Source organism: Kitasatospora sp. MAA19 (genome assembly GCF_029894125.1).
In the GTDB taxonomy this organism is placed as follows: Bacteria; Actinomycetota; Actinomycetes; order Streptomycetales; family Streptomycetaceae; genus Kitasatospora.
In genome coordinates this window covers 26,497-49,927 of the sequence record NZ_JARXYZ010000019.1, presented here as the reverse complement: position 1 = coordinate 49,927, position 23,431 = coordinate 26,497, and the positions used below count along the sequence as shown (strand labels likewise).

At 74.3% G+C, this 23,431-nt stretch carries 20 protein-coding genes; 14 read left to right on the top strand and 6 right to left on the bottom strand.

What is annotated here, in order from left to right; genetic code table 11:
- Positions 1-459 precede the first annotated feature (459 nt).
- From P3T27_RS25940 to P3T27_RS25915, 6 genes are all read left to right on the top strand, one after another.
- Positions 460-1,584, top strand: coding sequence for a YbiU family protein (locus P3T27_RS25940; protein ID WP_280682563.1), 1,125 nt, complete (start codon positions 460-462; stop codon positions 1,582-1,584).
- Positions 1,566-2,954 carry a DUF6271 family protein gene (locus P3T27_RS25935; protein WP_280682561.1) on the top strand — a complete coding sequence of 463 codons (1,389 nt, stop codon included), beginning with the start codon at positions 1,566-1,568 and terminating at the stop codon, positions 2,952-2,954. The genes P3T27_RS25940 and P3T27_RS25935 overlap by 19 nt, the downstream gene beginning before the upstream one ends.
- Before the next feature lie 129 nt (positions 2,955-3,083).
- Positions 3,084-4,259, top strand: a complete 1,176-nt coding sequence (locus tag P3T27_RS25930) for a type III PLP-dependent enzyme (protein WP_280682726.1) — start codon at positions 3,084-3,086, stop codon at positions 4,257-4,259.
- The gene (locus tag P3T27_RS25925) at positions 4,260-4,862 is read left to right on the top strand and encodes a GNAT family N-acetyltransferase (protein WP_280682559.1); all 603 of its coding nucleotides are present in this window, start codon (positions 4,260-4,262) and stop codon (positions 4,860-4,862) included.
- 5 nt (positions 4,863-4,867) lie between these two features.
- Complete coding sequence (locus tag P3T27_RS25920; RefSeq protein ID WP_280682557.1) at positions 4,868-6,079, top strand: MFS transporter; 1,212 nt, start codon at positions 4,868-4,870, stop codon at positions 6,077-6,079.
- Between the two features lie 151 nt (positions 6,080-6,230).
- Positions 6,231-6,971, top strand: coding sequence for a PIG-L family deacetylase (locus tag P3T27_RS25915; RefSeq protein ID WP_280682555.1), 741 nt, complete (start codon positions 6,231-6,233; stop codon positions 6,969-6,971).
- A 6-nt stretch (positions 6,972-6,977) separates the two neighbouring features.
- On the opposite strand, the gene P3T27_RS25910 is transcribed toward P3T27_RS25915, so the two are convergent.
- The 3 genes from P3T27_RS25910 to P3T27_RS25900 form a co-directional block, all read right to left on the bottom strand.
- Entirely contained in the window at positions 6,978-7,706 is a 729-nt protein-coding gene (locus P3T27_RS25910) for a DedA family protein (RefSeq protein ID WP_280682553.1), read from the bottom strand.
- Positions 7,707-7,756: 50 nt separating this feature from the next.
- The gene (locus P3T27_RS25905) at positions 7,757-7,951 is read right to left on the bottom strand and encodes a DUF1918 domain-containing protein (protein ID WP_280682550.1); all 195 of its coding nucleotides are present in this window, start codon (positions 7,949-7,951) and stop codon (positions 7,757-7,759) included.
- Positions 7,952-8,119: 168 nt separating this feature from the next.
- Entirely contained in the window at positions 8,120-8,791 is a 672-nt protein-coding gene (locus P3T27_RS25900; RefSeq protein WP_280682548.1) for a TetR family transcriptional regulator, read from the bottom strand.
- A 381-nt stretch (positions 8,792-9,172) separates the two neighbouring features.
- Here P3T27_RS25900 and P3T27_RS25895 point away from each other — a divergent pair, with 381 nt between their 5' ends.
- The 7 genes from P3T27_RS25895 to P3T27_RS25865 all read left to right on the top strand — a co-directional run bounded on the left by P3T27_RS25895 (position 9,173) and on the right by P3T27_RS25865 (position 18,722).
- Positions 9,173-9,985, top strand: coding sequence for a phytanoyl-CoA dioxygenase family protein (locus P3T27_RS25895; RefSeq protein WP_280682546.1), 813 nt, complete (start codon positions 9,173-9,175; stop codon positions 9,983-9,985).
- Positions 9,986-9,995: 10 nt separating this feature from the next.
- A complete protein-coding gene (locus P3T27_RS25890) occupies positions 9,996-10,586 on the top strand; it encodes a DUF6309 family protein (RefSeq protein WP_280682545.1) in 591 nt (196 codons plus the stop codon).
- Positions 10,583-14,860 carry an amino acid adenylation domain-containing protein gene (locus P3T27_RS25885; RefSeq protein WP_280682543.1) on the top strand — a complete coding sequence of 1,426 codons (4,278 nt, stop codon included), beginning with the start codon at positions 10,583-10,585 and terminating at the stop codon, positions 14,858-14,860. The genes P3T27_RS25890 and P3T27_RS25885 overlap by 4 nt, the downstream gene beginning before the upstream one ends.
- A gap of 144 nt (positions 14,861-15,004) precedes the next feature.
- A complete protein-coding gene (locus P3T27_RS25880; protein ID WP_280682542.1) occupies positions 15,005-16,279 on the top strand; it encodes an aminotransferase class III-fold pyridoxal phosphate-dependent enzyme in 1,275 nt (424 codons plus the stop codon).
- A 41-nt stretch (positions 16,280-16,320) separates the two neighbouring features.
- The gene (locus tag P3T27_RS25875; RefSeq protein ID WP_280682540.1) at positions 16,321-17,184 is read left to right on the top strand and encodes a TauD/TfdA family dioxygenase; all 864 of its coding nucleotides are present in this window, start codon (positions 16,321-16,323) and stop codon (positions 17,182-17,184) included.
- Positions 17,181-17,960, top strand: a complete 780-nt coding sequence (locus P3T27_RS25870; RefSeq protein ID WP_280682538.1) for an SDR family oxidoreductase — start codon at positions 17,181-17,183, stop codon at positions 17,958-17,960. Before P3T27_RS25875 ends, P3T27_RS25870 begins: the two co-directional genes overlap by 4 nt.
- A gap of 3 nt (positions 17,961-17,963) precedes the next feature.
- On the top strand, positions 17,964-18,722 hold the full coding sequence (locus P3T27_RS25865) for a class I SAM-dependent methyltransferase (protein WP_280682536.1): 759 nt from the start codon (positions 17,964-17,966) through the stop codon (positions 18,720-18,722).
- Between the two features lie 97 nt (positions 18,723-18,819).
- Here P3T27_RS25865 and P3T27_RS25860 read toward each other — a convergent pair whose 3' ends face one another.
- Both P3T27_RS25860 and cpt read right to left on the bottom strand, forming a co-directional pair.
- Positions 18,820-19,197, bottom strand: coding sequence for a nuclear transport factor 2 family protein (locus P3T27_RS25860; protein WP_280682535.1), 378 nt, complete (start codon positions 19,195-19,197; stop codon positions 18,820-18,822).
- A 152-nt stretch (positions 19,198-19,349) separates the two neighbouring features.
- Complete coding sequence (gene cpt, locus P3T27_RS25855; protein WP_280682534.1) at positions 19,350-19,886, bottom strand: chloramphenicol phosphotransferase CPT; 537 nt, start codon at positions 19,884-19,886, stop codon at positions 19,350-19,352.
- Positions 19,887-20,361: 475 nt separating this feature from the next.
- Here cpt and P3T27_RS25850 point away from each other — a divergent pair, with 475 nt between their 5' ends.
- The gene (locus P3T27_RS25850) at positions 20,362-21,759 is read left to right on the top strand and encodes an FAD-dependent monooxygenase (RefSeq protein ID WP_280682533.1); all 1,398 of its coding nucleotides are present in this window, start codon (positions 20,362-20,364) and stop codon (positions 21,757-21,759) included.
- Between the two features lie 132 nt (positions 21,760-21,891).
- Here P3T27_RS25850 and P3T27_RS25845 read toward each other — a convergent pair whose 3' ends face one another.
- Entirely contained in the window at positions 21,892-23,415 is a 1,524-nt protein-coding gene (locus P3T27_RS25845) for a PTS transporter subunit EIIC (RefSeq protein ID WP_280682531.1), read from the bottom strand.
- Positions 23,416-23,431 lie beyond the last annotated feature (16 nt).

Sequence of the window (23,431 nt, the reverse complement as noted above, 5' to 3'; positions counted from 1 at the left end):
CCCGCCCCGGATCGCGGCCCGCTTGACGGCGGTGTGCAGCGGTCGGGAGGCCGTTCTGGTTCACGTCGGGTTTATGTCAATTACCGAAACATACCCGGGTGGTTATGTCAGCCTCCGAAACATAAAGCGAACCCCAAGGGGCGCCTGAACTGCGCGGATTTCCCTATTGGTAACCGGCCGTCGAGGGTTGACACCATTAGTTGGTCTAGTCCAACGTATGGGGAGCGCGGTTCGGCAAAGGCTGAGGCAGGGTGAGAGTCCTTGCCGGACGGGCGAGTTGGCCCTCTGACGTGGCGGAACCCCGTGGGCGGGGTCCGGGCGGTACGGAGCGTATGCGGACCAGCGTGCGGTCCGCGGGCCGAATTCCGCATACGGCGAGTGACGGGCCATCGGCTCGCTGTGCCCGCTTTGTGCGTCCAGGAAGCGCTGCGCCGACTACGAACCATGGAGTGACTGCCCATGCCGAGCCCTGACGGATATCTGCACCGAGCCGCCTCGGAGCGCCCCTACTTCAGCGAGGACGGGGAGAGCTACCTCGCGCGGACGGCACTGCGCGAGGTCCGCAAGACGCACCCGCTGCGGGTGCTCTCCGAGGAGGACTACGCCTTCTGGCAGACCTACGGCTACATCGTGGTCAAGGAGGCCGTCCCGGCCGAGGCCGCGCGCCGCCTGCTCGACTTCGCCTGGGACTTCCAGGGCCTGTCACCCGACCGCCCCGAGGACTGGTACCGCGAGCGCGACTACCGCGACGAACTCGACCAGCACCTGCACATCTACGGCTTCGTCGAGGCCTACCACCACCAGCTGATCTGGGACAGCCGGCAGGCCCGGCGGGTCTACGACGCCTTCGTCGACGTCTGGGACTGTGCGGAGCTCTGGGTCACCCTCGACCGGCTCAACCTCAACCCGCCGAACATCCGCAACCGCGACCGCGCGCTCATCGAGCCCACCGACAAGGGCTTCGACATCGAACTGCACTGGGACGTCGACACCGTCCAGGGCATGCTGCCCCAGCGCGTCCAGGGCATCATCGCGCTCGACGACACCCACCCCGACCACGGCGGCTTCCAGTGCAACCCGGAGCTGTTCCGCCGCTTCAACGAGTGGCAGGCCGCCCAGCCGGCCGACCGCGACCCGATCCGCCCGGACGTCGACCGCACCGAGTTCCCGGTGGTGCGGCCCGAGTTGAAGGCCGGCGACCTGCTGATCTGGAACGGCCTGCTCGCCCACGGCGTCGCCCGCAACACCTCCGAGAGCGGCGTGCGCGCCGTGCAGTACCTGTCGATGATGCCCGCGCTGGAGGAGGCCGAGCAGATGCGCCGCTCCCGGGTGGAGTCCTGGCGCACCCTCGCCACCCCGGACTGGAACCGCACCCTGGTCGGCGACGCGACCCGCCACGAGTCGCTGCGCTACGGGCCCGCCGAACTCACCGAGCTCGGCGAGCGGCTGCTCGGCCTGCGCTCCTGGGGCGGCCGGGAGTTCGCCGACCACAAGCCCGCCGACCACAAGCCCGCCGACCACAAGCTCGCCGACCGCAAGCCAGCCGAGTCCACAGGGGAGCCGGAATGCGCGCCGTCTGCCTGACCCTGCCCACCAACCGCGAGTGCGCGGCCACCATCGCCGCGATCGGCGCCGAAGCCGCCTACGCCGCACGGCGGTTCGGTGTCCGGGTGCACCTGCTGATCCTGGACTCCGCCGATCCCGCCGCGTTCGAGCGGCACGCCGAGGCCGTCGCCGCCCTGTCCGCGGTGGCCCTGCCCGCCGCCGGGCAGATGGCCGCGGGGCAGGTGGACCCCGGGCAGGTGGTCGCCGGGCAGGTGGACCCCGGGCAGGTGGTCGTCCACCACCTCGACGAGGCCGCCCAGCGCACCTTCCTGCGCGACGTGATCGAGCGCTCCGGGGCCGCCGGGCCCGACAAGCTGCTCGACCTGATGCTCCCCGACGCCGTCTCCTACGGCGCCTGCACCAACCGGGCGTTCCTGCTCGCCGGCGCGCTCGGCTGCGACTCCGTGCACCGCCGCGATTCCGACAGCGCCTACCAACTGCTCGACGGCGAAGCGGTGTTCCCGATCGAGCACGAGCTCGCCACGCTCGGGCTCAAGGCCGCCGACGCGGCCGCCGCCGTCACCGAGGACACCCTCGACCCGGTGCACGCCGACAAGCCCGTCGCCCTGGTCGGCGGCTCCTTCGTCGGTGAACTCTCCGTCGACATCGGCGAGATCCGCGAGCTCGACCCGGACGCCTACCACCAGGTGGTCGCCCTCTGGGCGCCCACCGGCGCCAGCGAGGAGGACCGGCGCGAACTCGTCGCCGAGTCCTTCACCGGCGGCGGCACCGACCCGTTCACCGCCGACCGGGCCGTGCTCGACCTGCCCGACATCTGGCGGATCGACATGTGCAACGTCGCGCTGGACCACGAGGTCTACGACCGCGTCCCGCTGCCGCCCGCCACCGCCACCATCGGCAGCGACTACTTCCTGCTGCACCTCGTCCGCGACGCCACCCTGCCCGGCGTGGTGCACAACCGCCACATCGTCAACTACTACACCCCGGAACGGCGTACCGGCCCCGGCTTCACCGCCTACCAGCTGCGCTACGCCAAGTTCCTGCTCTCCATGCTCTACCTGTACCCGGTCTACTTCGAGATGGAGGCGGCCGGCGGCGCCCTCCTCGACGAGGCGCACCACGTCCGCCCCGACGTCATCGCCGACTCGGCCCGCCGCAGCGCCGCGACGGACCGTGCGGAGAACCACCGGCGGCTCGCCGCACTGGACCACTGTTACCGGCAACTCGGCGGGAAGTACGCCGAGTTCGCCGACCACCTGGCGCCCCAGCGGGCGCGTCTGCTCGACGAGGCGCAGGCGGACATCGAGGACTTCGCGCTGCTGATCGACGCGTGGGGCCCGCTCATGCGGGCGAGCAAGGCCACCCCCGCCGACCGGCTGCCGCGGTAGCCGCACCGGGAGCCATTCGTGATACGTCAGACCACCGCCCACCGCGCCCCGGCGCACCACACCACCGCACACCACAGCACTGCGCACACCGGCATCGCGCCGGCCCCGGCCGCGTACGACCGGACGGCGATCCGCGCCGCCCTCGCCGCCGCCACCGACGACCGGATCATCTACGACCTCGACGGCATCGAGCGCCAGTACGCCGCCCTGATCGGCGAACTGCCGGGCGTCGCCGTCCGGTTCGCGATGAAGGCCTGCCCGGTGGACGAGGTGCTCGACCACCTCGCCGCGCTCGGCTCCGGCTTCGACGCGGCCAGCCCGCAGGAGATCGACCAGGCGCTGCGCACCGGGGTGAGCCCGGACCGGATCCACTACGGCAACACCATCAAGTCCGACCGCAACATCGCGCAGGCCTACCGGCTGGGCGTGCGCGACTTCGCCACCGACAGCCTGGAGGACGTCGCCGCGATCGCCGAACACGCCCCCGGCGCCCGGGTGTTCTGCCGGGTCGCCACCACCGGCGACGGCGCCCTGTGGGGCCTGAGCCGCAAGTTCGGCTGCTCGCCCGAGGACGCCCTGCGCGTCCTGGACGCGGCCCGCGCGGCCGGCCTCACCCCGTCCGGACTCTCCGTGCACGTCGGCTCCCAGCAGATGACCGCCGAGGCCTGGGGCGCCGCCGTGGAGTCGCTCGCCGCCGTCCTGGAAGCGCTCAACTGGCGCGGCATCACCCTGGAGCGGATCAACCTCGGCGGCGGCCTGCCCGCCCTCGGGGTCCTCGACCGGCACGGCCGCCCGCTCGACCCGCCGCTGGACAAGATGTTCGCGGTCATCCGCGACGGCATGGAGCGGCTGCGCACCGTCAACGCCGCGCCGCTGGAGTTCCTGCTGGAACCCGGCCGTCACCTGGTCGCCGACCACGGCGCCATCCGCGCCCACGTCGCCCGGCTCTCCTCCCGCCGCCAGCTCGACGGCACCCGCGAGGACTGGCTCTACCTGAGCTGCGGGAAGTTCAACGGCCTGTACGAGATGGACGAGCTCCAGTACCGGCTCGAATTCCCCACCCACCCCGGCGGCCAGTTCGTCAACGCCGTCGTCGCCGGGCCGACCTGCGACAGCGACGACGCGTACGCCCCGGAGGACGGCCTGGTCCGGGTCCCGCGCGCGATCGCCTCCGGCGAGCCGGTCTGGATCCACTCCTGCGGTGCGTACGCCACCGCCTACACCACCCGGGGGTTCAACGGCTTCGAGCCGCTGCCGTACACCTGCATCGGCGGGACCGGCGGCTCGGACGGAGGTGCCGCGTAGATGACCGGCATCCGGATCCGGCTGCTCCGGGAGGACGACTGGGACGGCGTGGTCGCGCTGGAGGAGCGCGCCTACGCGGCCAGCGGCCTGTCCGAGGGCCGCGAGGCGCTGCGCTCGCGCCACCGCGCCTCGCCCGACACCTGCTTCGTCCTGGAGCACGCCGGCGGCTTCGGCGGCTACCTGCTGGCCCTGCCCTACCCGCTGTTCCGGTGCCCGGACCTCAGCCGGTCCGAGGCCGGCGGCGTCCGCGCCACCAACCTGCACGTCCACGACGTGGTCGTCTCCGAGGAGCTGCGCGGCCGCGGACTGGCCCGCGGGATGCTGCGCCACCTGGAGGAGACCGCCCGTGCGGGCGGCTACCGGACCCTCTCCCTGGTGGCCGTCCGCGGCTCGCAGGTGCTCTGGGCCCCGCTGGGCTACCGGGCCCGCCCCGAGATCGGACTGCCCGCGAGCTACGGCCCCGAGGCGGTCTACATGGCGATGCCGCTGAGCCCGGCCGCCGCCTCCGCTGCGGTCCCGGCCCCGGCTGCGGCCCCGGCCTGGTCGCCGACCCCCTCCACCGACCCGTCCCTCGGGTTCCCACCCAGAGCCGAAGTGGGCTGATGCACATGTCCCCCGTTCGCGACGACTTCCGCCGGTCCCAACTGGCCATCGCCGCACTGTTCTTCCTGCTCGGCTTCCAGTACGCGACCTGGGTCTCCCGGATCCCCGCGCTGAAGACCGGGCTCGACCTCGGCGAGGCCCAGATCGGCCTGCTGCTGATGACCTGCGGGGTCGGCGCGGCGGTGTCCTTCCCGCTGGTCGCCGTCTTGATGCGGCGGTTCGGCTCCCGCCTGCTGGCGGTGGTCTCCGCGCTCGCCCTCGGCGGCGTCCTGCTCGCGCTGTCCGTGGTGCCCGACTACCCGGTCACCCTGCTGGTGCTGTTCTGCGACGGCGTCGCCGTCGGCTGCCTGAACGTCGCGATGAACGCCCAGGGCGCGGCACTGGAGGCCCGCTACGAGCGGACCACCATGTCCCGCCTGCACGCCACCTTCAGCGCCGGCTCGCTGTTCGCCGCGCTGCTCGCCTCCGGCGTCACCGCCGTCACCGGCACGATGGTGGTCCACTTCGGAGTGGCCGCCGCGCTGCTCGCGGTGCTGGTCGTGGTCGCCCGGCCCGGACTGCTGACGGACGAGGGGCAGGCCACGGCGCAGGAGGCCCCGGCGTCGAGAAAGGACCGCCGCCGGTTCGTCCTCCCCGCCGCGGCGACCCTGTGGATGGGCCTGGCGATGGTGTTCGGCACCGTCACCGAGGGCGCCATGAACGACTGGTCCGCGCTCTACCTCAAGGACGTCGTCCACGCCGGCGCCGGGCTCGCCCCGATGGGCATCGCGGTCGTCTCGGTGATGATGGTGCTCGCCCGGATCTTCGCGGACGGCTGGCGCACCCGCTTCGGCGACGGCCGGATCGTCCGGGCCGGCAGCCTGCTGGCCGGCGCCGGGCTGGCCCTCGCCCTGCTCGTCGGCGGCGTCGTGCCGACCCTGCTCGGCTTCGCCTGCGTCGGCCTCGGCGTCGCGGCGGTCACCCCGTGCGTCTACGTCGCCGCGGCCCGCCGGGGCGCCGACGCGCTCTCCCTGGTCGCCGCGATGGGCACCACCGGGCTGCTCGCCGGGCCCGCGGTGATCGGCTTCATCGCCGACGCCACCAGCCTGGTGTGGGGCATGGCCGCCGTCGCCGCCTCCGCCGCGATCGTCTCGCTCTGCGCGACCCGGATCGGCTGGCCCGCGGCGCAGCCCCGCACCGAGCCGCTCGACGGCCGGCTCGCCCCGGACGCTTCCTGAGCGTCCGCTCCCCCCGACCCCCTGACCCGTGCGTCAGGGGCAAGCCCGCCGGTCGGGGCGGTGTGTGACGGTGTGTCGGCGTCGAGGGTCTTCTAGAGTCGCGTGCGGTATGACCGTATGACTGTGAGCCGCACTGAGAGGCGAGAGCACCATGAGTGAGCAGGCCCCCGAGCCGTACCTGCCCGTCGACGAGGACTGGCAGACCGCGCTGGCCGTCGTCGCGCACCCGGACGACATGGAGTACGGCGGCGCCGCGGCCGTCGCGCGGTGGACGGCGCAGGGCAAGAAGGTCGTCTACGTGATGGTCACCAGCGGTGAGGCCGGGATCGACTCGATGAGCCCCGAGGAGTGCGGGCCGCTGCGGGAGGCGGAGCAGATCGCCTCGGCGCGCGTGGTCGGGGTGGACACCGTCGAGTTCCTCGGGCACCCGGACGGCGTGGTGGAGTACGGGCTGCCGCTGCGCCGGGACATCGCCCGGGCGGTGCGCCGGCACCGGCCGGACGTGGTGATCACCAGCAACTTCCGGGAGACGTACGGCGGGACGTTCCCCAACCAGGCCGACCACATCGCGGTCGGGCGGGCCGCCCTGGACGCGGCGCGGGACGCCGGCAACCGGTGGGTGTTCCGGGAGCTGCTGGCCGAGGGCCACGAGCCGTGGAACGGGGTGCGGCAGGTGTGGGCGGCGGCCTCGCCGGAGTCGAGGCACGCGGTGGACACCACCGAGCACTTCGACCTGGGGGTGGCCTCGCTGGAGGAGCACAAGGCGTACCTGGCCGGGCTCGGTGGGGCGATGGCGGACGCCCGCGAGTTCCTGGAGGGCTTCGGGCGGGGTGCGGGCAGCCGGCTCGGGGTGCGGTTCGCGGTGCCGTTCGAGGTGTTCCCGCTGCGCTGAGCCGCGCTACCGGGCGTCGGGGTCGGGGTCGCTTTCGGCATCCGTGCCGGAGCCGGAGCTGGAGCCGGCGTCGGCGTCGGAGCCGGCGTCGGAGCCCGGGTCCGTGCGGCTCCGGCGTCGGTAGCGCAGCACCTGCCGGAGCAGGAGGGCCGCGACCACCAGCCCGAGGCCGACCGCGAACCAGAGCTGGTAGCGGATGGCCGTCCGGTAGACGGTGCCGATGTTCGCCCCGGCCAGGTAGCCGAAGGTCGCCCAGACACCCGTCCACAGCGCGGCGCCGAGCAGGTTGAACGGCTGGAACCGGCGCCAGGGCATCTCCGTCGTCCCGGCGATGATGCCGTTGGCCTGGCGCAGCCCGTCCACGAAGCGGGCGACCGTGACGACCTCCCCGCCGTGCCGGGCGAAGAAGCCGTCCGCGCGTTCCATCCGGGCCGGGGTGAGCAGCACGTAGCGGCCCCAGCGGTGGACGAAGGCGCGCCCGCCGGTGTGGCCGATCAGGTAGCCGAGACTGTTGCCGAGCGCGGCGGCGGCGAAGGCGATCAGGACGACGGCGGCGAAGTCCAGGTGTCCGGTGCCGGCGTAGACCGAGGCCAGCACCAGGATGGTCTGCCCGGGCACCGGGATGCCGCAGTTGTCGAGCAGCACGAGCAGCGCCACCGCGAGGTACCCGTAGTGGTCCAGCAAGGGCGCGAGCCCGGCGAGGGCCCCGGGCAGCGGGGTCGTGGGGGCGGACACCGCTCCTCACCACCTCGTCCCGGTGGGATGCGGGGCGGTGGGGGCGTCGGTCAGCGCTTCGCCGTGCGGTGTTCGATGTTGCAGTCGGGGCCGGGATAGATCAGACCCTCGTGGCCGTCCTCGAAGCGGACCATGTACGGCGGTTCGCCGTCCACGCCGCGCACCTCGACGATCTCGCCCTTCTGGTCCACCATGCCCACCGACTTGCTGTGGATGTGGAGCTGGTCACCTACCGCTGCGTGCATCGTCTGCTCCTCGGGTCGTGGCGGCCGCCTCCGCGGCCGTCCGCTTTCCGCTGCTCTCCACTGTGCTGCGACGGCGGCGGGCTCGCAACGGCTCGGGCGGACGGGAGATGCGGGACGGGAGGTGCGGGGCGGGTGGTGCCGGGCCCCGGCGGGGGCACCGGAGCGGCCTCAGCCGGCGGGCGGCTGCTCCACGAGGTAGGAGCGGAGCAGCCGCTTGCACTCGGCGATCAGCGCCGGATCGCCCTCCGGACTCCCCCGGAAGGCCAGCTTGAGCACCGCGTCGGCGGCCTCCAGGGCCACCCGCAGGGCGAGGGTGAACGCCGCCGGATCGCCCGTCGCGAACACCTCGCCGCCGAGGGCCTGCAGGCGCAGTGCGACGGCGGTGTTGTTGTCCACGCCCGCGTCGAGCAGGTGCCGGTCGTCCCGGAGGCCGGTGGGGGCGGCCACGTCGGCGAGTCCGAAGTCGACCTGGCCGAAGCCGGGCACCGCGCGCTTCATCGCCACGAACTCGTCCACCGCGAGGTCGGTGAACCGGGCCGGGCCGACCGGTGCGTCGGCCGCGAGCCGGTGGTCGAGCCGCTGGAGGTACTGGTCGAGGTTGCGGGTGGCGAGGGCGGCGAGCAGGTCCTCCTTGCCGGCGAAGAACTGGTACAAGGTGCCGATCGGCACCCGGGCGCGCTGGGCGACCTCCTTGGTGGTGAGCGCGGTGGCGCCGACCTCGTCGAGCAGCCCGGCGCAGGCGTCGAGGATCCGGCCGTACCGCTCCTGGCTGCGCTGCTGGACCGGACGGCGTCTGGTCGCGAGGGTCCGTCCGGCGCTCGCATGACTCTGCTCGCTCATGACGTCACTGTGCCGCATCCGCTGTTCCGGCGGCGAATCACCGGGGCGAAACCGGCCCCGAGTGTCCGGTGGGGCGCGTGTCGACTGGTGGCCGGAGCTGAACGCCATGGTGGCGGGAAGGTGTCCGGGAGTCGGCCGTGGTCTTGTCGTGAACGCGAACGCCGGTTCATACTCCCTACCGGAACCACCTTGCGTGATCACTTCATGCCCCTCCGTGGTGAACGAGTGTCAGCTGTGGCGCGATGGACGAATCCGGCGCCACCCGACGTCTGGATGATCCCGTGCGTTTCCTTGAACCCGTCCCGGTCCGATCAGCCGTGCCCGGCTGTGCGTCCGCGCCCGGCTGTGCGTCCCGTCGTCCTGAAGGAGGGGGCCGGTTCGTTGACGCCGACTTCCGGAGGGCGTGACGCCCTGGACCGTGACGCCCTGGACACCGAGCAGCGCCGCCAGTTCCTGGAGTCCGGGTACCTGGTCCTGCCCGGTCTGGTGCCGGAACCGCTCGGGGCCAGACTCGTCCCCGAGGTGGACCGGTGGGTGGACGACGGCCTGCGGGCCCGGTCGATAGCCGCCTGCACCGATCCCGCCCGGTACGGCCCGCCCCCGCTGCTGGAGCTGGAACTGCCGGCCCACGGCGAACTCCTCACCCACCCGGCGCTGTTACGGACGCTGTCCCACCTGATGGGGCCGTCCTTCGTCTTCCACCACCTGCACAGCGACCGCCAGGCCCCGGGCATCCCCGGCAAGTCCTGGCACCACGACTGCGAGCCCAACGACCGCTCCGACCCGTCGCTGCTGATGATCCACGCACTGCACTACCTCGGCGGCCTGGACGAGAAGGTCGGCAGCCTGGCCGTCCTGCCGGGCTCGCACCGGCGGACCGTCGGGAAGACGGCGTTCGCCCACCACGGCACCGCCGAACTGCCCGGCGAGGTGGTCATCGACCGGCTGTCGGCCGGCTCCACCGTGCTGCTCAACTCGGCGCTGTTCCACACCCGCAGACCCGCGCCGGAAGGCCCGGGCAGACCCCGGTACTTCATCGACGCGTCCTACTGCCAGGTGGGGGCGCGCTGGCGCCCGGTGAAGCCGTACTGGCGGCAGATGCTCGCCCGGGCCCGCGAACTGGGCCTCGCGGCGGGCCAGTGGCCGGAGCTGTTCGCGGAACGGCACTTCACCGAGTACACGAGAACCGTCTGAGGAGCATCGCGTGGAGATCGTCACCGCCGTCGCCTACGCCGAGGTCCGCGACGCCTACCTGCGGGACCACCCGGTGGAGCGCACCCACGAGGCGAACAGCAACCAGGCCGGCGAGGAGAACCTCGAACGCGCCGACCGGATCCCCGGCGGCTGGTGGCGGGTCCGGCTCTCGCGCGCGGACGTCCTCGACGTCGTCCTGCCCTGGCACCTGAGCGAGGGCGGCGAGCGCGAGCTCGTGCCCCGCGCCGGCCTGACGGTGGCCGAGGCGGCCGAGCGCATCCGCTCCGACGGGCCCGCCTGGTTCGCCGCGAACCCGGTCTGCGCGGCCAAGCTCCGGCTGCTGCGGTGGGCCCCGTTCACCCCCGTCTACCTCGGCACCGGCCCGGTCGACCACCCCGACTACACGGACCTGCTGGTCCGGGAGGGACTGATCCACATCGACGGCCTGCACCGCATGCTGGCCTGGGAACTGGCCGGGCGCCTGCCCGACCGGCCCGGGCTGGACGGGTTCCTCGCGGGCGACCCCCGGCTCGTGGGCCCGCGCCCGGCCCGGACGGTCCGCGCCGCCGGGGCCACCCGGACGGGAGACGAGCCGGCGTGACCTCCGCGACCCAGCACGTCCGGTCGACGCCGTCCACCCGGTCGCTGTCCGGGCTCCTGTCGCGCCTCGCCCGGGTCCACCCGGACCGGCCCGCCCTGACCGACGGCGACCGCGCCCTCGACTACCGGGCCCTCGACGCGGCGGCGGCGCGGATCGCGGCCCGGCTGGCCGCGTCCGGCACCGGCCCGGGCGACCGGGTCGCCCTGCTCGGGCCCCGGGACGCCCGCATGCTGGTGCTGCTGCACGGCGTGCTGCGCTCGGGCGCGGCGGCGGTGATGGCCGATCCGGACTGGTCGGCCGCCGACCTCGCCCGGCGGCTGGCGGCCGTCCGGGTCGGCCGGGTGCTCAGCACCGAGACGGCCTTCCGGGGACCGGCGGGCCACCCGGCCGAGCTGGTGGACGTCGACGGGGTGGCCGGGCCCCTGCCCGGCGGGCCGACCGCTGCCGAGCCCGGTGCCGCGGAGCCGGGTGCCGCCCCCGGTGCGGCCGACGACCCCGCGTACCTGTCCTTCACCTCGGGGTCGAGCGGCGAGCCCAAGGCGGTGGTCGTCACCCACGCCAACGCGGTGCACTACGCCCAGGCACTGGCCGACCGGCTCGGGTTCACCGCGGCCGACGCCCCGGGCATCGCGCACGTCACCACGCTGGCCGCCGACCTCGGCCACACCGCCTGGCTGCTCGCCCTCGCGGTCGGCGGCTCGGTGCACGTCGTGCCGGATGGCGAGGTGCGCGACCCGGAGGCCTTCTGGGCGTCCCTGCGGCGCGCCGGGGTGTCCGTACTCAAGACCACCCCCTCGCACCTGACCGCCCTGCTGGAGGGCCGGCCCGCCGATACCCCGACCCTGCACACCCTGCTGCTCGGCGGTGAGGCACTGCCGCGCCCGCTCGCCGCCGCCCTGCTCGACACCGGTGCCACCGCCCGGCTGGTCAACCACTACGGCCCGACCGAGACGACCGTCGGCGCCACCTGCTTCCTCGCCACCTCCGCCCGCCGGCTCCCGGTCGACGAGCCGACCGTCCCGATCGGCACCGGGATCGGCGAGGTGCGGCTCACCGTGCTGGACGGCGAGGGCCGCCCGGTGCCCGACGGCGCGGTGGGGGAGCTGTTGATCGGCGGCCGGGGCGTCAGCGCCGGCTACTTCGGCCGGCCCGCCGAGACGGCGCGCGGATTCGTCCGGCACGACGGTGAACTCATGTACCGCACGGGCGACTTGTGTCGCCGCCGGGCGGACGGGGAGCTGGTCTTCCTCGGCCGGGTGGACCGCCAGGTCAAGATCCGGGGCTACCGGGTCGACCTCGCCGAGATCGAACGGGCCATGGACGGCTTCCCGGGCGTGGCCCGCTCCGCCGTGCTGGTCAGGGAGACCGCGGTGGGGAACCAACTCCTCGGTGCGGTACGGATGGTGGGCGGAACCGGCGAACCGGCCGGGATCGGCTCCTACCTGCGTGACCGGCTGCCCGGGTACTCGGTGCCGCAGCCGGTCCTCGCGCTGCCGGAGTTCCCGGTCGGGCCGAACGGCAAGCTCGACCGGGAGCGGCTGGCCGAGCTGGTGACCGAACTGGTCGAGGCCCGGGCGGAGTCGGGGCCGTCCACGGGCGGGCTCGCGCTGGCCCGGACGATAGCCGAGTTCTGGGCGGGCGCCCTGGGCCTGCCCGCGGTCGGGCCGCACACCGACGTGCTGGGCCTCGGCGGGGACTCCATCCTCGCGATGCGCACCGTCGCCCTGCTGCGCCGGTCGGGCCTGCGCGTCCACTACGACGACTTCTACCGGCACCCGACCGCGCACGGCCTGGCCTCGGCCGCCACTGCGACGGCCCCCGCCGGGCCGGATGCCCCCGCGCCGCCCGCGGCGCGGACCGGCGACGGCGACCGTGGGGTTCAACTCGCGCCCGCCCAAAGGTGGTTGTATCGGCAGCGGTCCGTCGACGACCTGCGGCACTGGAACCAGTCCGTTCTGCTGCGCTGCCGAACGGCCGTCGACCCGGCCGCGCTCTCGACCGCCCTCGCGGCCGTCCTGGAACGCCACCCGGCGCTGCGACGGCCCCTCTCCCCGGACGGCTACGGCGAACCCCGGCCGGTGGCCGACCTCGACCCGCTCTCCTTCTCCCGGATCCCGCGGACGGCGGGCCCGATCGCCGAGACCGTCGCCGGGGTCTGCACCGAACTCCACCGCAGCATGGACCCGTTGGCCGGCCGGCTGCTGCGCGCCCACCTGTTCACCGGACCGCCCGGCACCGACGACCGGCTCGCCCTGATCGCGCACCACCTGGTGGTCGACGGGCTGTCCTGGCGCATCCTGCTGGACGACCTCGCCCACGCCTACCGGGCGGCGCTCGACCGGAAACCGGCCGACCTGCCGCCGACCCCGGACTTCTACCAGTGGGCCGCCGCCGCTCCCGCCCCGGCGCCTCTCGTACCGGCGCCTCTCGTCCCGGTGCCGGAGCCCGTGGTCCGTACGCAGCCGACGGCCGTCGGCTGGACGCTCGACGAGGACGGCACCGCCCGGCTGGTCGGCCGCCACGGCGGCGGGACCGGCCTGGAGGCCTTCCTGCTGGCCGCCTTCGCCGGGGCCGTGACCGGCTGGAGCGGCCGGCCGGACCTCGCCGTCGAGGTGGAGACCCACGGCCGGGACACCGCCGGTGACCCGGGCGAATTCCTCGACACCGTCGGCTGGTTCACCGCCGTCAAGCGGCTGGTGGTCGAGGCGTCGGGTGGTCCCGAGGCGGCGGCGCAGCGGCTGCGCGAGGCCCCGGTCCAGCCGATGGACGGGCCCGGCCCCCGCCCCGCCGCCGGATTCAACTTCCTCGGCACCTTCCGGCTGCCCGACGAGCCAGCGCTGGACTGGACGGTCGCGGACGAACAGGCCGGCGTGGCCCGCTGCGCCGGGGGAGACCCGCTGTACGACCTGCGCCTCACCGCCCGGATCGTGGAGAACCGGCTGGTCGCCGACCTCGTCTACGGGTGGCCCGGCCTGCCGCACCCCGCCGCCGAGCGGATCGTCGCCGCCTTCGCCGAGACCGTGGCCGCCGGGGCCGGGGCCGGGGCCGGTACCCGGGCTGGTGCGGGAGGCGGGGCACGGTCCGCGCAGCCCGTCCGGGCGCCGCTGTCGACCTCCGGCCAGCTGCTCCACCCCGGCACCCGGGCACCGGCCGCACCGGCCGCACCCGTCTCATCGGCGGCCCGGGCCACGGTGCGCGAACCCGCCCGGGTGCTGCTCACCGGCGCCACCGGCTACCTGGGGCGGCACCTGCTCGACGCCTTCGTCCAGCGGGGTGCCCGGGTCACCTGCCTGGTCCGGGCCGAGCACGACGCCGCCGCCGTCCGGCGGCTGGGCGCCGCCGCCGTCGACGACGGCCGGGCCCAGGTCGTCGCCGGGGACATCGACCGGGAGGGGCTCGGCCTGTCCCGGGCCGGGCTGGCGCGGGCCCGCGGCGCGCAGATCGTCGTGCACGCCGCCGCGGACGTACGGCTGGTGGCCTCGCCGGACGACCTGGAGCGGACCAACCACACCGCGGTGCGGCGGCTGCTCGGCTGGGTCGACGAGCACGCCCCGACGGCCCGGGTCCACCACGTCTCCACGCTCGCCGTCGCGGGCGGCGTCGACGGCCCGCCCCGCCGCTTCAGCGAGGCCGACCTGCGGATCGGCCAGCACTTCCGCACCCCGTACGAACGGACCAAGTTCGCCGCCGAGCAGGCCGTTCGCGCCTGGGCGGCCACCGGCCGCGCCGCCTACCTGTACCGCAGCGGACACATCGCCGCGCACAGCCGCACCGGCGCGTTCCAGGCCAACATCGGCGACAACCGGATCTACCAGCTCATCCGCGGTTACCTGCTGGCCGGGGCAGCCCCGCGTCGGCCGCACACCGCCTTCGCGTTCTCCCACGTCGACACCGTGGCCGCCGGGATCGCCGCGATCGCGCTGGACCCGTACGCCGCGCCCGGCGCCTACCACGTCGAGACGCGGCACGAGACGCCGCACGACGAACTCGTGCGCTGGCTCGCCGCCCACGGCCACCCCGTCCGGCTCACCGACGACGAGACCTTCGCGGCGGCGATCGCCCGGGCCGAGCGCGACCACCCGACGGAGGCCGGGCTGGCCGCCGCGTGGTCCCTGCAGGAGGAGCGCAACGTCGTCGTGGACAGCACCTACACCACCTCCGTACTCGACCGGCTGGGCGTCCGGTTCACCGCCGCCACCCCGCAGTGGTGGTCGGCCGCGCTCACCAGGGCCGCCGAGGTCGGCTACCTGCCGCCCGTCGCGCCGCCGCACTGACCCGGCCACCGGGCCGCGCCGCCGATCCGTCCACCGATCCGCCCATCGACCTGCCGACCCACCTGCCGACCCACCTGCCGACCGATCCGTCGACCACGCGCGCCACCGATCCCGTTCACCCAGACCCCATGGAAGGCGGACCCCGTGTCCCAGCTCTCCCCGGTGCTCAAGCAGGCCACCCCCGTCGTCGCCACCCGCGGCGAAGGACTCCACCTCTTCGACGCCGCCGGCCGCCGCTACCTCGACTTCACCTCCGGCGTGGGGGTGACCAGCACCGGCCACTGCCACCCGCGCGTGGTCGAGGCGGTCCGTGAGCAGGCCGGCCGGCTGATCCACGGCCAGTACACCACCGTGCTGCACGACCCCCTGCTCACCCTCACCGAGCGGCTCGGCGAGGTGCTGCCGCCCGGCCTGGACTCGCTGTTCTACGCCACCGCCGGCACCGAGGCGGTGGAGGCCGCGCTGCGGCTCGCCCGGCACGCCACCGGGCGGCCGAACGTGATCGTCTTCGAGGGCTCCTTCCACGGCCGCACCATGGGCGCGGCCGCGCTCACCACGGCCGGCACCCGCTTCCGCGCGGGCATCGGCCCGGTGATGCCCGGGGTCGCGGTGGCGCCGTTCCCGGACGCCTTCCGGCTCGGCCTGAGCCTCGGGCTGAGCGAGGAGGAGGCGGTCGAGCACGCCCTGCGCGGACTCGACCAGGTGCTCGCGACCGCCAGCGCCCCCGCCGAGACGGCGGCCATGTTCGTCGAACCGGTGCTGGGCGAGGGCGGCTACGTGCCCGCCCCGGCCGGGTTCCTCGCCGGGCTGCGCGAGCGCGCCGACCGGCACGGCATCCTGCTGGTCGTCGACGAGATCCAGACCGGCTTCGGCCGCACCGGCCGGTTCTGGGCCCATCGGCACCACGACGGCGTGGTGCCCGACATCCTGATCACTGCCAAGGGCCTGGCCAGCGGCTTCCCGCTGTCCGCGATCGCCGCGCCGACCGAGCTGATGCGGCGGGCCTGGCCCGGCTCGCAGGGCGGCACCTACGGCGGCAACCCGGTGGCCTGCGCCGCCGCGCTCGCCACACTGGACGTCATCCGGGACGAGCGGCTGGTCGACAACGCCGCCGAGCAGGGGCGGCGCCTGTTCGACGGCCTGCGGGCGGTCGCCGCCGCAGCTCCTGGCGTCGCGGACGTCCGGGGGCCCGGGCTGATGATCGGCAACGAGTTCTGCCACCCGGACGGCTCCCCCGACCCGGACGCGGCCCGGCGCGCCCAGCAGACGGCCGCCGACCTCGGCCTGCTGCTGTTGATCTGCGGCGTCCACCTCAACGTGGTCCGGATGATCCCGGCGCTGGTGGTCACGGCCGAGCAGATCGACGAGGCGCTGGCGCTCTGGTCGAAGGCGGTGGCGGCGAGCGCCGCCCAGCAGTAGCGACAGCCGCGGCACAGGAGGAGAGAGGAGTGGTTCAGCACATGCACGACGACACGGTGTCCGAAATCGGCTGGAGCAGCGCGGACTTGGAGGCGCGCCGGGAGCTGTGGTCGCTCGCGCTCGACGAGGGGGAGCGGCGGCTGCTCTGGGCGGACGCGCGGGCCGAGCGCTGGGGCGCGGCCGAGCCGGTCCGGGCGAAGCTGCGCGCGTTCGTCCACGGCAGCACCGGCTCCGTCGGCGTCACCCACGTCGGCGGGCTGGTCGATCCGACCGCCCCGGAGGCGGACGTCACGGCCGCCCTGTCCTTCCTGCTGCGGGACTTCGGCGAGATCGTCCCGCAGAACGGGCGCGGCGACCTCACCCAGGTGCTGAGCGACCAGGACGGCGACGGCAACACCGAACTCGGCTTCCACTGCGACACCTGCGACCTGCTCGTCCTGCTCTGCCTGCAACCCGCTTTCCACGGCGGCGGGTTGACCAAGCTGGCGAGCGCTCGGCACGTCTACGACCTGATCGGGCGGGAGCGGCCGGACGCCCTCGCCACCCTCACCGAGGACTGGACCTTCGACCGGACCGGAAGGGCCGGGCCCCAGGTCGTGGTCTCCCCGATCCTCTACACCCAGAAGGACGGGACCATCGCCTGCTACTACCAGACCCGCACCGTCCGCTCGTCCCCCGACCGCGGCGGCCCGCCGCTGACGGACCGTCAGTGGGAGGCGCTCGGCGTACTCGACGAGGTGCTCTACCGGTCCGAGATCGCCTTCGGCCTGCCGATGGCCGCCGGAGACCTGCTGATCATCCGCAACAGTCGTGTCCTGCACGGGCGTTCCGCCTACGTGGACGAGCCCGGGCCGAACTCCCGGCGGATGCTGCGGATCTGGATGAACACGGGGGAGGAGCTGTGACCGCGCAGGCGCAGGCGTCGGTACCGCCGCACGGCCGGATCGCCATCGTCACCGGCGGCGGCAGCGGCCTCGGCCGGGCCGCCGCGCTGGCCCTGCTCGACGCCGGCTGGTCCGTCGCCCTGGCCGGGCGGCGCAAGGACGCCCTGCAGGAGACCGTCGTCCTCGCGGGCGTCGACCCGGCCCGGGTGCTGGCCGTCCCGACCGACATCCGCGACCCGGAGGAGGTCGCCGCCCTGTTCGACGCCGTCCGCGACCGGTTCGGCCGGGTGGACCTGCTGTTCAACAACGCCGGCGCCGCCGCCCCGCGCCGGCCGATCACCGAGACCCCGTTCGAGGACTGGAACCGGGTCCTGGACACCATCGTCACCGGCGGCTTCCTCTGCGCGCGCGAGGCCTTCCGGGTGATGAGCACCCAGTCCCCGCAGGGCGGGCGCATCATCAACAACGGCGCACCGTCCGCGCACGTGCCCCGGCCCAACTCCGTCGCGTACACGGCCGCCAAGCACGCCGTCCTCGGCCTCACCCGGGTGCTGTCCCTGGACGGCCGCGCGTACGGCATCGCGGTCGGCCAGATCGACGTCGGCAACGTCGCCCCGGTCGACGGCAGCCCGCAGCCGGCCGCGATGCAGGCGGACGGCACGATGGCGGTGGAGGCGACCATCCCGGTGGAGCGCTTCACCGAGGCGGTCGTGCTGATGGCCTCGATGCCGCCGGACACCAACATCCAGTCCCTGACCGTCCTGCCGACCACCATGCCGTACCTCGGGAGGGGCTGAACCATGCTGGTCAGCGCCCGATCCTTCGACGAGTACCGCGCGATGTTCGCGCTCACCGACCGCGACCTCGACCAGCGCATCCTGGACTGCCCCGGCGGGGCCGCGAGCTTCACCGCCGAGGCGGGCCGGCGCGGGGTCGACGCGGTCGCCGTCGACCCCGAGTACGCCCACCACCGGGAGCAACTCGGCGTCCTGGCCGAGCGGGAGGTCCGGCACAAGCACGCGGACCTGGTGCGGGAGGCGCCGAACCACGTCTGGACGTGGTTCGGCGACCCCGAGCGCTACACCCGCCTGCGGACCGCCTCCGCCCGCGACTTCACCGCCGACATCGCCGCCCGCCCGGACCGCTACGTGGCCGGCTCACTGCCGCACCTGCCCTTCGCGACGCGCTCCTTCGACCTGGTGCTCAGCTCGCACCTGCTGTTCTCGTACGGCGTGCGGCTGGACGAGGACTTCCACCTGGCCGCGCTGTTCGAGCTGGCCCGGGTGGCCCGCCGGGAGGTCCGGCTGTTCCCGGTGCTGCTGCACAGCGGCACCACCCGCTACGGCTCGCTGGAACGCGTCCGGGAGCGGCTGGCGGGCGACGGCGTGCCGAGCCGACTGGAGCGGGTGGCCTACGAGTTCCAGCCGGGGGGCGACGAGATGCTCGTCCTGTCGTGCGCCGGGTACCGGCCGCCGGTGCGGACCGGGCCGCCGGGCCCCGGCGATCCGGTGGCGGGCGTCGTCGACCCGGTGCGGTGGCGGCACCGGGAGGGAGCCTAGTGCTGTGACCGTGACCGCAGCCTGACCAACTGCGAACCGCAGCCCCCGAGCGCCGAAGGGGGCAAGTTCAGGAGAAGGACAGCGACAGAAGGATGACTCAGGAGGCGGACGGCTCGATCTCCCCCGCAAAGACGATGACCTGGTCGATGAGGCTCCGCCGCAGATGGACGACGTCCGTTCCCGCCAGGCGGGGGCCTCCATCCGGCGTGGTGAAGACCCACTGGTACCGGGCCCACTCGTCAGGCATGTCCACCGCTGAGCAGCGCATCATCGTGCCGGTCCCCGCCGGGTGGCGCCGGATGTCCAGCACGAACCGCTCGACCGCCGCGATTCCTTCGCTGCGGCCCAACGGCCCCCAGAAGACCACGTCTGAGGTCAGGGCCTGGGAGAGCAGGGCAGTCACATAGCTGTCGTCCGAGGCGTTGAAAGCGGAGATGAACGTGTCGATCGCGGAGCGTGCGGTCTCTTCCTGCATGCTCCAGTAATACCAGCCGTTTCGCGTGCGCTCGTCCCGCGAGCCGCCTTCCGATCACGGTGAACCATCCCGGTCACAGCACTAGGCATCGGTCGACCTGTGCGTCGGGGGCCGTGGTCGGCGGCCCCCGGCGCACCGGTCGACTGCCCGCGTCACCGTGCGAGCTGGGCGGCGATCTTCAGCGCGCAGTCCAGCGACTCGGCACGCGAGGTGTCCACCTCCAGGTCGTAGCGCACGCCCTGATGGACCGGTTCCGCCTGCGACTCGGCCATCCCCCGGATCCGGTCCCCCCGGGCGAGCTCACGGCCGGCCGCGACCTCCGCCGGGCACCGGACCCCGACCCACAGCACCTCCAGGCCCGCGAGCGCCTGCTCCCAGCGTCGTTGGGACTCCGCCCGGCCGAGGAAGACCTCGTCGACGATCACCTGTGCGCCCGCCCGTGCCATGGCCGCCACCCCCGCGATCCACGCCGCCTCCAGCGCCCGGAACCGCGTCCCGACGCTCACCCCGCCGTCGGCCGCGAATCCGATGCCCCCGTCCGACTCCCGCATGGACGCGGGCATCGCCTCGATCAGCGTGTCGACCCCGACCGCCAACCAGGGCTCCGGCAGCACTCCCTGCAGGCACCGGGAGATCCCGGACTTGCCCGAGCTGGAACCACCGTTCAACACGATCACCTGGGTCGCCATCCCGTCACCGTAGTCACCCCCGGCACCATGCCCCAAGCGGATTACGGGAGTTCGGGCCGCCGGGCGGCGCTGCGGGGTGGGGCGGGTACGGAGGGCCCGTCTGCGGCCTGCGTCGTCATGACGACGGCGTGATCACTCGTGCGGGGGAAAAGCGATGGTTGCGCTTTTAACAGTCGCGGTGGTTGGCCACACTGGTCATTTCCGACCGGCCGACCGGCCGGAGACGGTGAGCGAGGGGGAGCATGGGCACAGGCATGTCCGTACTGCAGTGCGCGTGGCCGGGTGCGGGCGGCCGGCGCGGTACGAGCACTCGTCCTCGGGTCGGTCCGACCCGCCCGCGTGCTCATCCACTGGACGGCGATGGCCGCCCGCCACCGTACGGAGTCCCCGCGCTGATCCCCCGAGGGCCCGGCGCGCCCACCCTGCCCGGGCACCCGGTGCCGTTCCTGCGCGACGTGCCGACCGGAGCCGCCGGGTGAGCACGGCCCTCGTCCTCGGCGGCGGCCTGGCCGGGACGCTCGCGGCCGCTGCCCTGGCACCGCACGCCCGGAACGTCACCGTCCTCGAACAGGACGTCCTGCCCCGCCTGCCCGGCCCGCGCCGGGGCCTGCCGCAGGGCGAGTTCAGCCACATCCTGCTCGGCGGCGGCGCCGACGCCATCGAGGCCCTCCTGCCGGGCAGCCTCGACGCCCTGCTCGCCGCCGGCGCCCACCGCCGTTCGATCCCGGCCGGCCTGCTGATGCGCCTCGGGCCGGGCTGGCTCCAGGACTTCGACTCGCCGGCCTACCTGATCTCGTGCAGCCGGCACCTGCTCGACCACGTCATCCGCCGGCGGCTGCGCGAACAGGCCGCCGTGACGGTGCGCGAGGGCACCCGCGTCCTCGGCCTGGCGGGGGATCCGGGCCGGATCGCCGGGGTCCACGTCGAGAACCCGGACGGATCGCGCGAGACCCTGCCGGCCGACCTGGTCGTGGACGCGACCGGCCGCCGCTCCAGCGCCCCCGAGTGGCTGCGCGCGCTGGGCTTCGACGGGCTTCGTGAGGAGACGGTGGACGCCGGACTCGCCTACGCCGCCCGGGTGTTCGAGACGCCCGGCGGCAACGACGGGTTCCCGGTGGTGAGCATCGTGCCCGCCCCGTGGCGGGGCCGGCCGGGGCGGGGTGCCACCATCATCCCGATCGAGGACGGCCGCTGGATCGTCACGCTCTCCGGCACCCGGGGCAGCGAACCCGCCCGGAGCGAACGCGGGTTCCAGGACTTCCTGAAGGTGCTGGACCACCCGGTCGTCCACGACCTCGCCCGCGCCGCCCGCCCGCTCGGCCCGATCCGCACCTGCCACGGGATGCTCAACCGCCGCCGCCGCTACGAGGTCTACGAGGGCGGCCCGCCGATCGGGTTCGCCGCCACCGGCGACGCGGTGGCGGCGCTGAACCCGGTGTACGGGCACGGCATGTCGGTCGCCGCCCAGTGCGCCGTCGCGATCCGTGCGGTCCTCGGCGCCGAAGGCCTGCACCCCGGCGTGAGCGTCCCGATCCAGCGCCGGATCGCCCGGGTCGTGGATGCCCCCTGGCACATGGCCAGGGACCAGGACCAGGGCTTCCCGGACGTGCGGTCGAGCCGCCCCGCCACCGCCGGCAAGCCCGCCGGCGTGTTCACCCGCTGGTACACCCGCCGGCTGCTCGGCGCGGCCCTCACCGACCCCGCCGTCTCGGCCGCCTACTTCGAGGTGTTCTCCCTCGCCGCCCCGCCCGCCCGGCTGACCAGACCCGCCGTGGCGCTCGCCGCGCTCCGCCCCCGGCGGGCCGCCCCGCCCACCGCGGACCAGGCGATCGCCCGCTTCCCGGAGGTGGCCGCACTGGCCGGACCGTACTGACCGGACCGTACCGGCCGGACCGCACTGGCCGGACCGTACCGGCCGGGCGGCGTTCCTTCGAGGAGCCGGGGCGAGCGGTCCCGGTGCCCCACCGGCGCGCCGCCACGGGGCGGGCGCCCCGAACGGCGGCGACTACGCGGGGCTCGGGCGCCCGGTTTCCGCGAGGCCGTCGTCGGCACTGCCGCTGCTGCCGCCGCTGCTGCCGTTGCCGGGGGCCACGTCCGGGCCGGATTCCGGGGCGGGCGCGTCGAGGTCGGCGAGCATGCCCTTGGTGAAGCCGAAGAAGTACGTCGCCAGGAAGCCCGCCGCGTAGCCCGTCACCAGGCCGGCGGCGTAGACGGCCGCGTTCACCGTGAAGCCGTGCGAGCCGGCCAGCAGGGGGAACAGGGCCCAGCCGGAGGGGCCGATGGCGGTCGAGCCGATGGCGGTGCCGAGCTGGCCCAGCAGTCCGACGACGGCCCCGCCGCAGGCGCCGCCGAGGCAGGCCGTGACGAACGGGCGGCCGAGCGGCAGCGAGACACCGTAGATCAGCGGCTCGCCGACGCCCAGGAAACCGGCGGGCAGCGCGGACCTGATGGTCGCCCGGATCGACGGGTTGTGGCGCAGTCGCACGTACACGGCCACGGCACAGCCGACCTGTCCGGCCCCGGCCATGGCGAGGATCGGCAGCAGCACGGTGGAGCCCTGCTGGGCGATCAGGGTGGTGTGGATCGGGATCAGTGCCTGGTGCAGGCCGAGCATGACCAGCGGGAGGAACAGGCCGCCGAGTACCAGCCCGGCGAAGGCGCCGCCGTGGGCCAGCAACCAGGTGGCCAGGTCGCCGATCGCGGTGGAGACCTCCCCGGCGAGGAACATCAGGCCGAACAGGGTGACCAGTCCGGTGACGAGGACGGTGACCGTCGGGGTGAGCAGGACGTCCAGGGCGTCGGGCATCGCCCGCCGGGTCCACCGCTCCACCTGGACCGCCAGCAGCGCGGCGCCGAGCGCTCCGATCACACCGCCCTGGCCGGGCGCGAGGTGGTGCCCGAAGGCCTCCACCTTGGAGACCCCGGCGTAGACGATCACGCAGGCCACGGCGCCGCCGAGGACCGGTGTGCCGCCGAACTCCTTCGCCGTGTTGTAGCCGACGAAGACGGCGAGCAGGGACATGAACCCCGAGGAGATCGCGGTGAGGGCCGGGACCAGCGCGGGAGCCCAACCGAGGTTGGTGAGCGCGCCGTTGATGCCCGCCACGATGCCGCAGCCGATCAGGGCGGGGATCAGCGGCACGAAGACGTTCGCGACCCGGCGGAGCAGCAGTTTGACCGGGGTCGCGTTCCTGGCGCCGGCCTCCGCCCTGAGCTCCGCGCCGCGCCGGGCGAGGTCCTCGGCGCTGGTGGCGGCGTCGGCACGCGGGGGCTCCTGCGCGACGAGCCGGTGGAGTTCGGGCGTGACCCGGGCGACGGTGCCCGGGCCCAGGACGATCTGGTACGTGTCGTCGTCGACGACGCCGAGCACGGCGGGCAGGGCCCGGAGCGCGTCCTCGTCCACCAGGGAACGGTCGTTCAGGCCGAGCCGCATCCGGGTCATGCAGTGGGCGACGGAGTGGATGTTGGCGGCGCCCCCGACGAGGGGGAGGATGGCTCGGGCGGTGGCGCGGTCCTTCTCGTTCGACATGACGGGCCTCCGGGAT

Excerpts from the sequence above, each read along its gene's own strand:
- P3T27_RS25940 (WP_280682563.1), top strand. The coding sequence starts at position 460 with ATGCCGAGCCCTGACGGATATCTGCACCGAGCCGCCTCGGAGCGCCCC.
- P3T27_RS25935 (WP_280682561.1), top strand. The coding sequence starts at position 1,566 with ATGCGCGCCGTCTGCCTGACCCTGCCCACCAACCGCGAGTGCGCGGCC.
- P3T27_RS25925 (WP_280682559.1), top strand. The coding sequence starts at position 4,260 with ATGACCGGCATCCGGATCCGGCTGCTCCGGGAGGACGACTGGGACGGC.
- P3T27_RS25920 (WP_280682557.1), top strand. The coding sequence starts at position 4,868 with ATGTCCCCCGTTCGCGACGACTTCCGCCGGTCCCAACTGGCCATCGCC.
- P3T27_RS25915 (WP_280682555.1), top strand. The coding sequence starts at position 6,231 with ATGAGTGAGCAGGCCCCCGAGCCGTACCTGCCCGTCGACGAGGACTGG.
- P3T27_RS25905 (WP_280682550.1), bottom strand. The coding sequence starts at position 7,951 with ATGCACGCAGCGGTAGGTGACCAGCTCCACATCCACAGCAAGTCGGTG.
- P3T27_RS25900 (WP_280682548.1), bottom strand. The coding sequence starts at position 8,791 with ATGAGCGAGCAGAGTCATGCGAGCGCCGGACGGACCCTCGCGACCAGA.
- P3T27_RS25875 (WP_280682540.1), top strand. The coding sequence starts at position 16,321 with ATGCACGACGACACGGTGTCCGAAATCGGCTGGAGCAGCGCGGACTTG.
- P3T27_RS25865 (WP_280682536.1), top strand. The coding sequence starts at position 17,964 with ATGCTGGTCAGCGCCCGATCCTTCGACGAGTACCGCGCGATGTTCGCG.
- P3T27_RS25860 (WP_280682535.1), bottom strand. The coding sequence starts at position 19,197 with ATGCAGGAAGAGACCGCACGCTCCGCGATCGACACGTTCATCTCCGCT.
- cpt (WP_280682534.1), bottom strand. The coding sequence starts at position 19,886 with ATGGCGACCCAGGTGATCGTGTTGAACGGTGGTTCCAGCTCGGGCAAG.
- P3T27_RS25845 (WP_280682531.1), bottom strand. The coding sequence starts at position 23,415 with ATGTCGAACGAGAAGGACCGCGCCACCGCCCGAGCCATCCTCCCCCTC.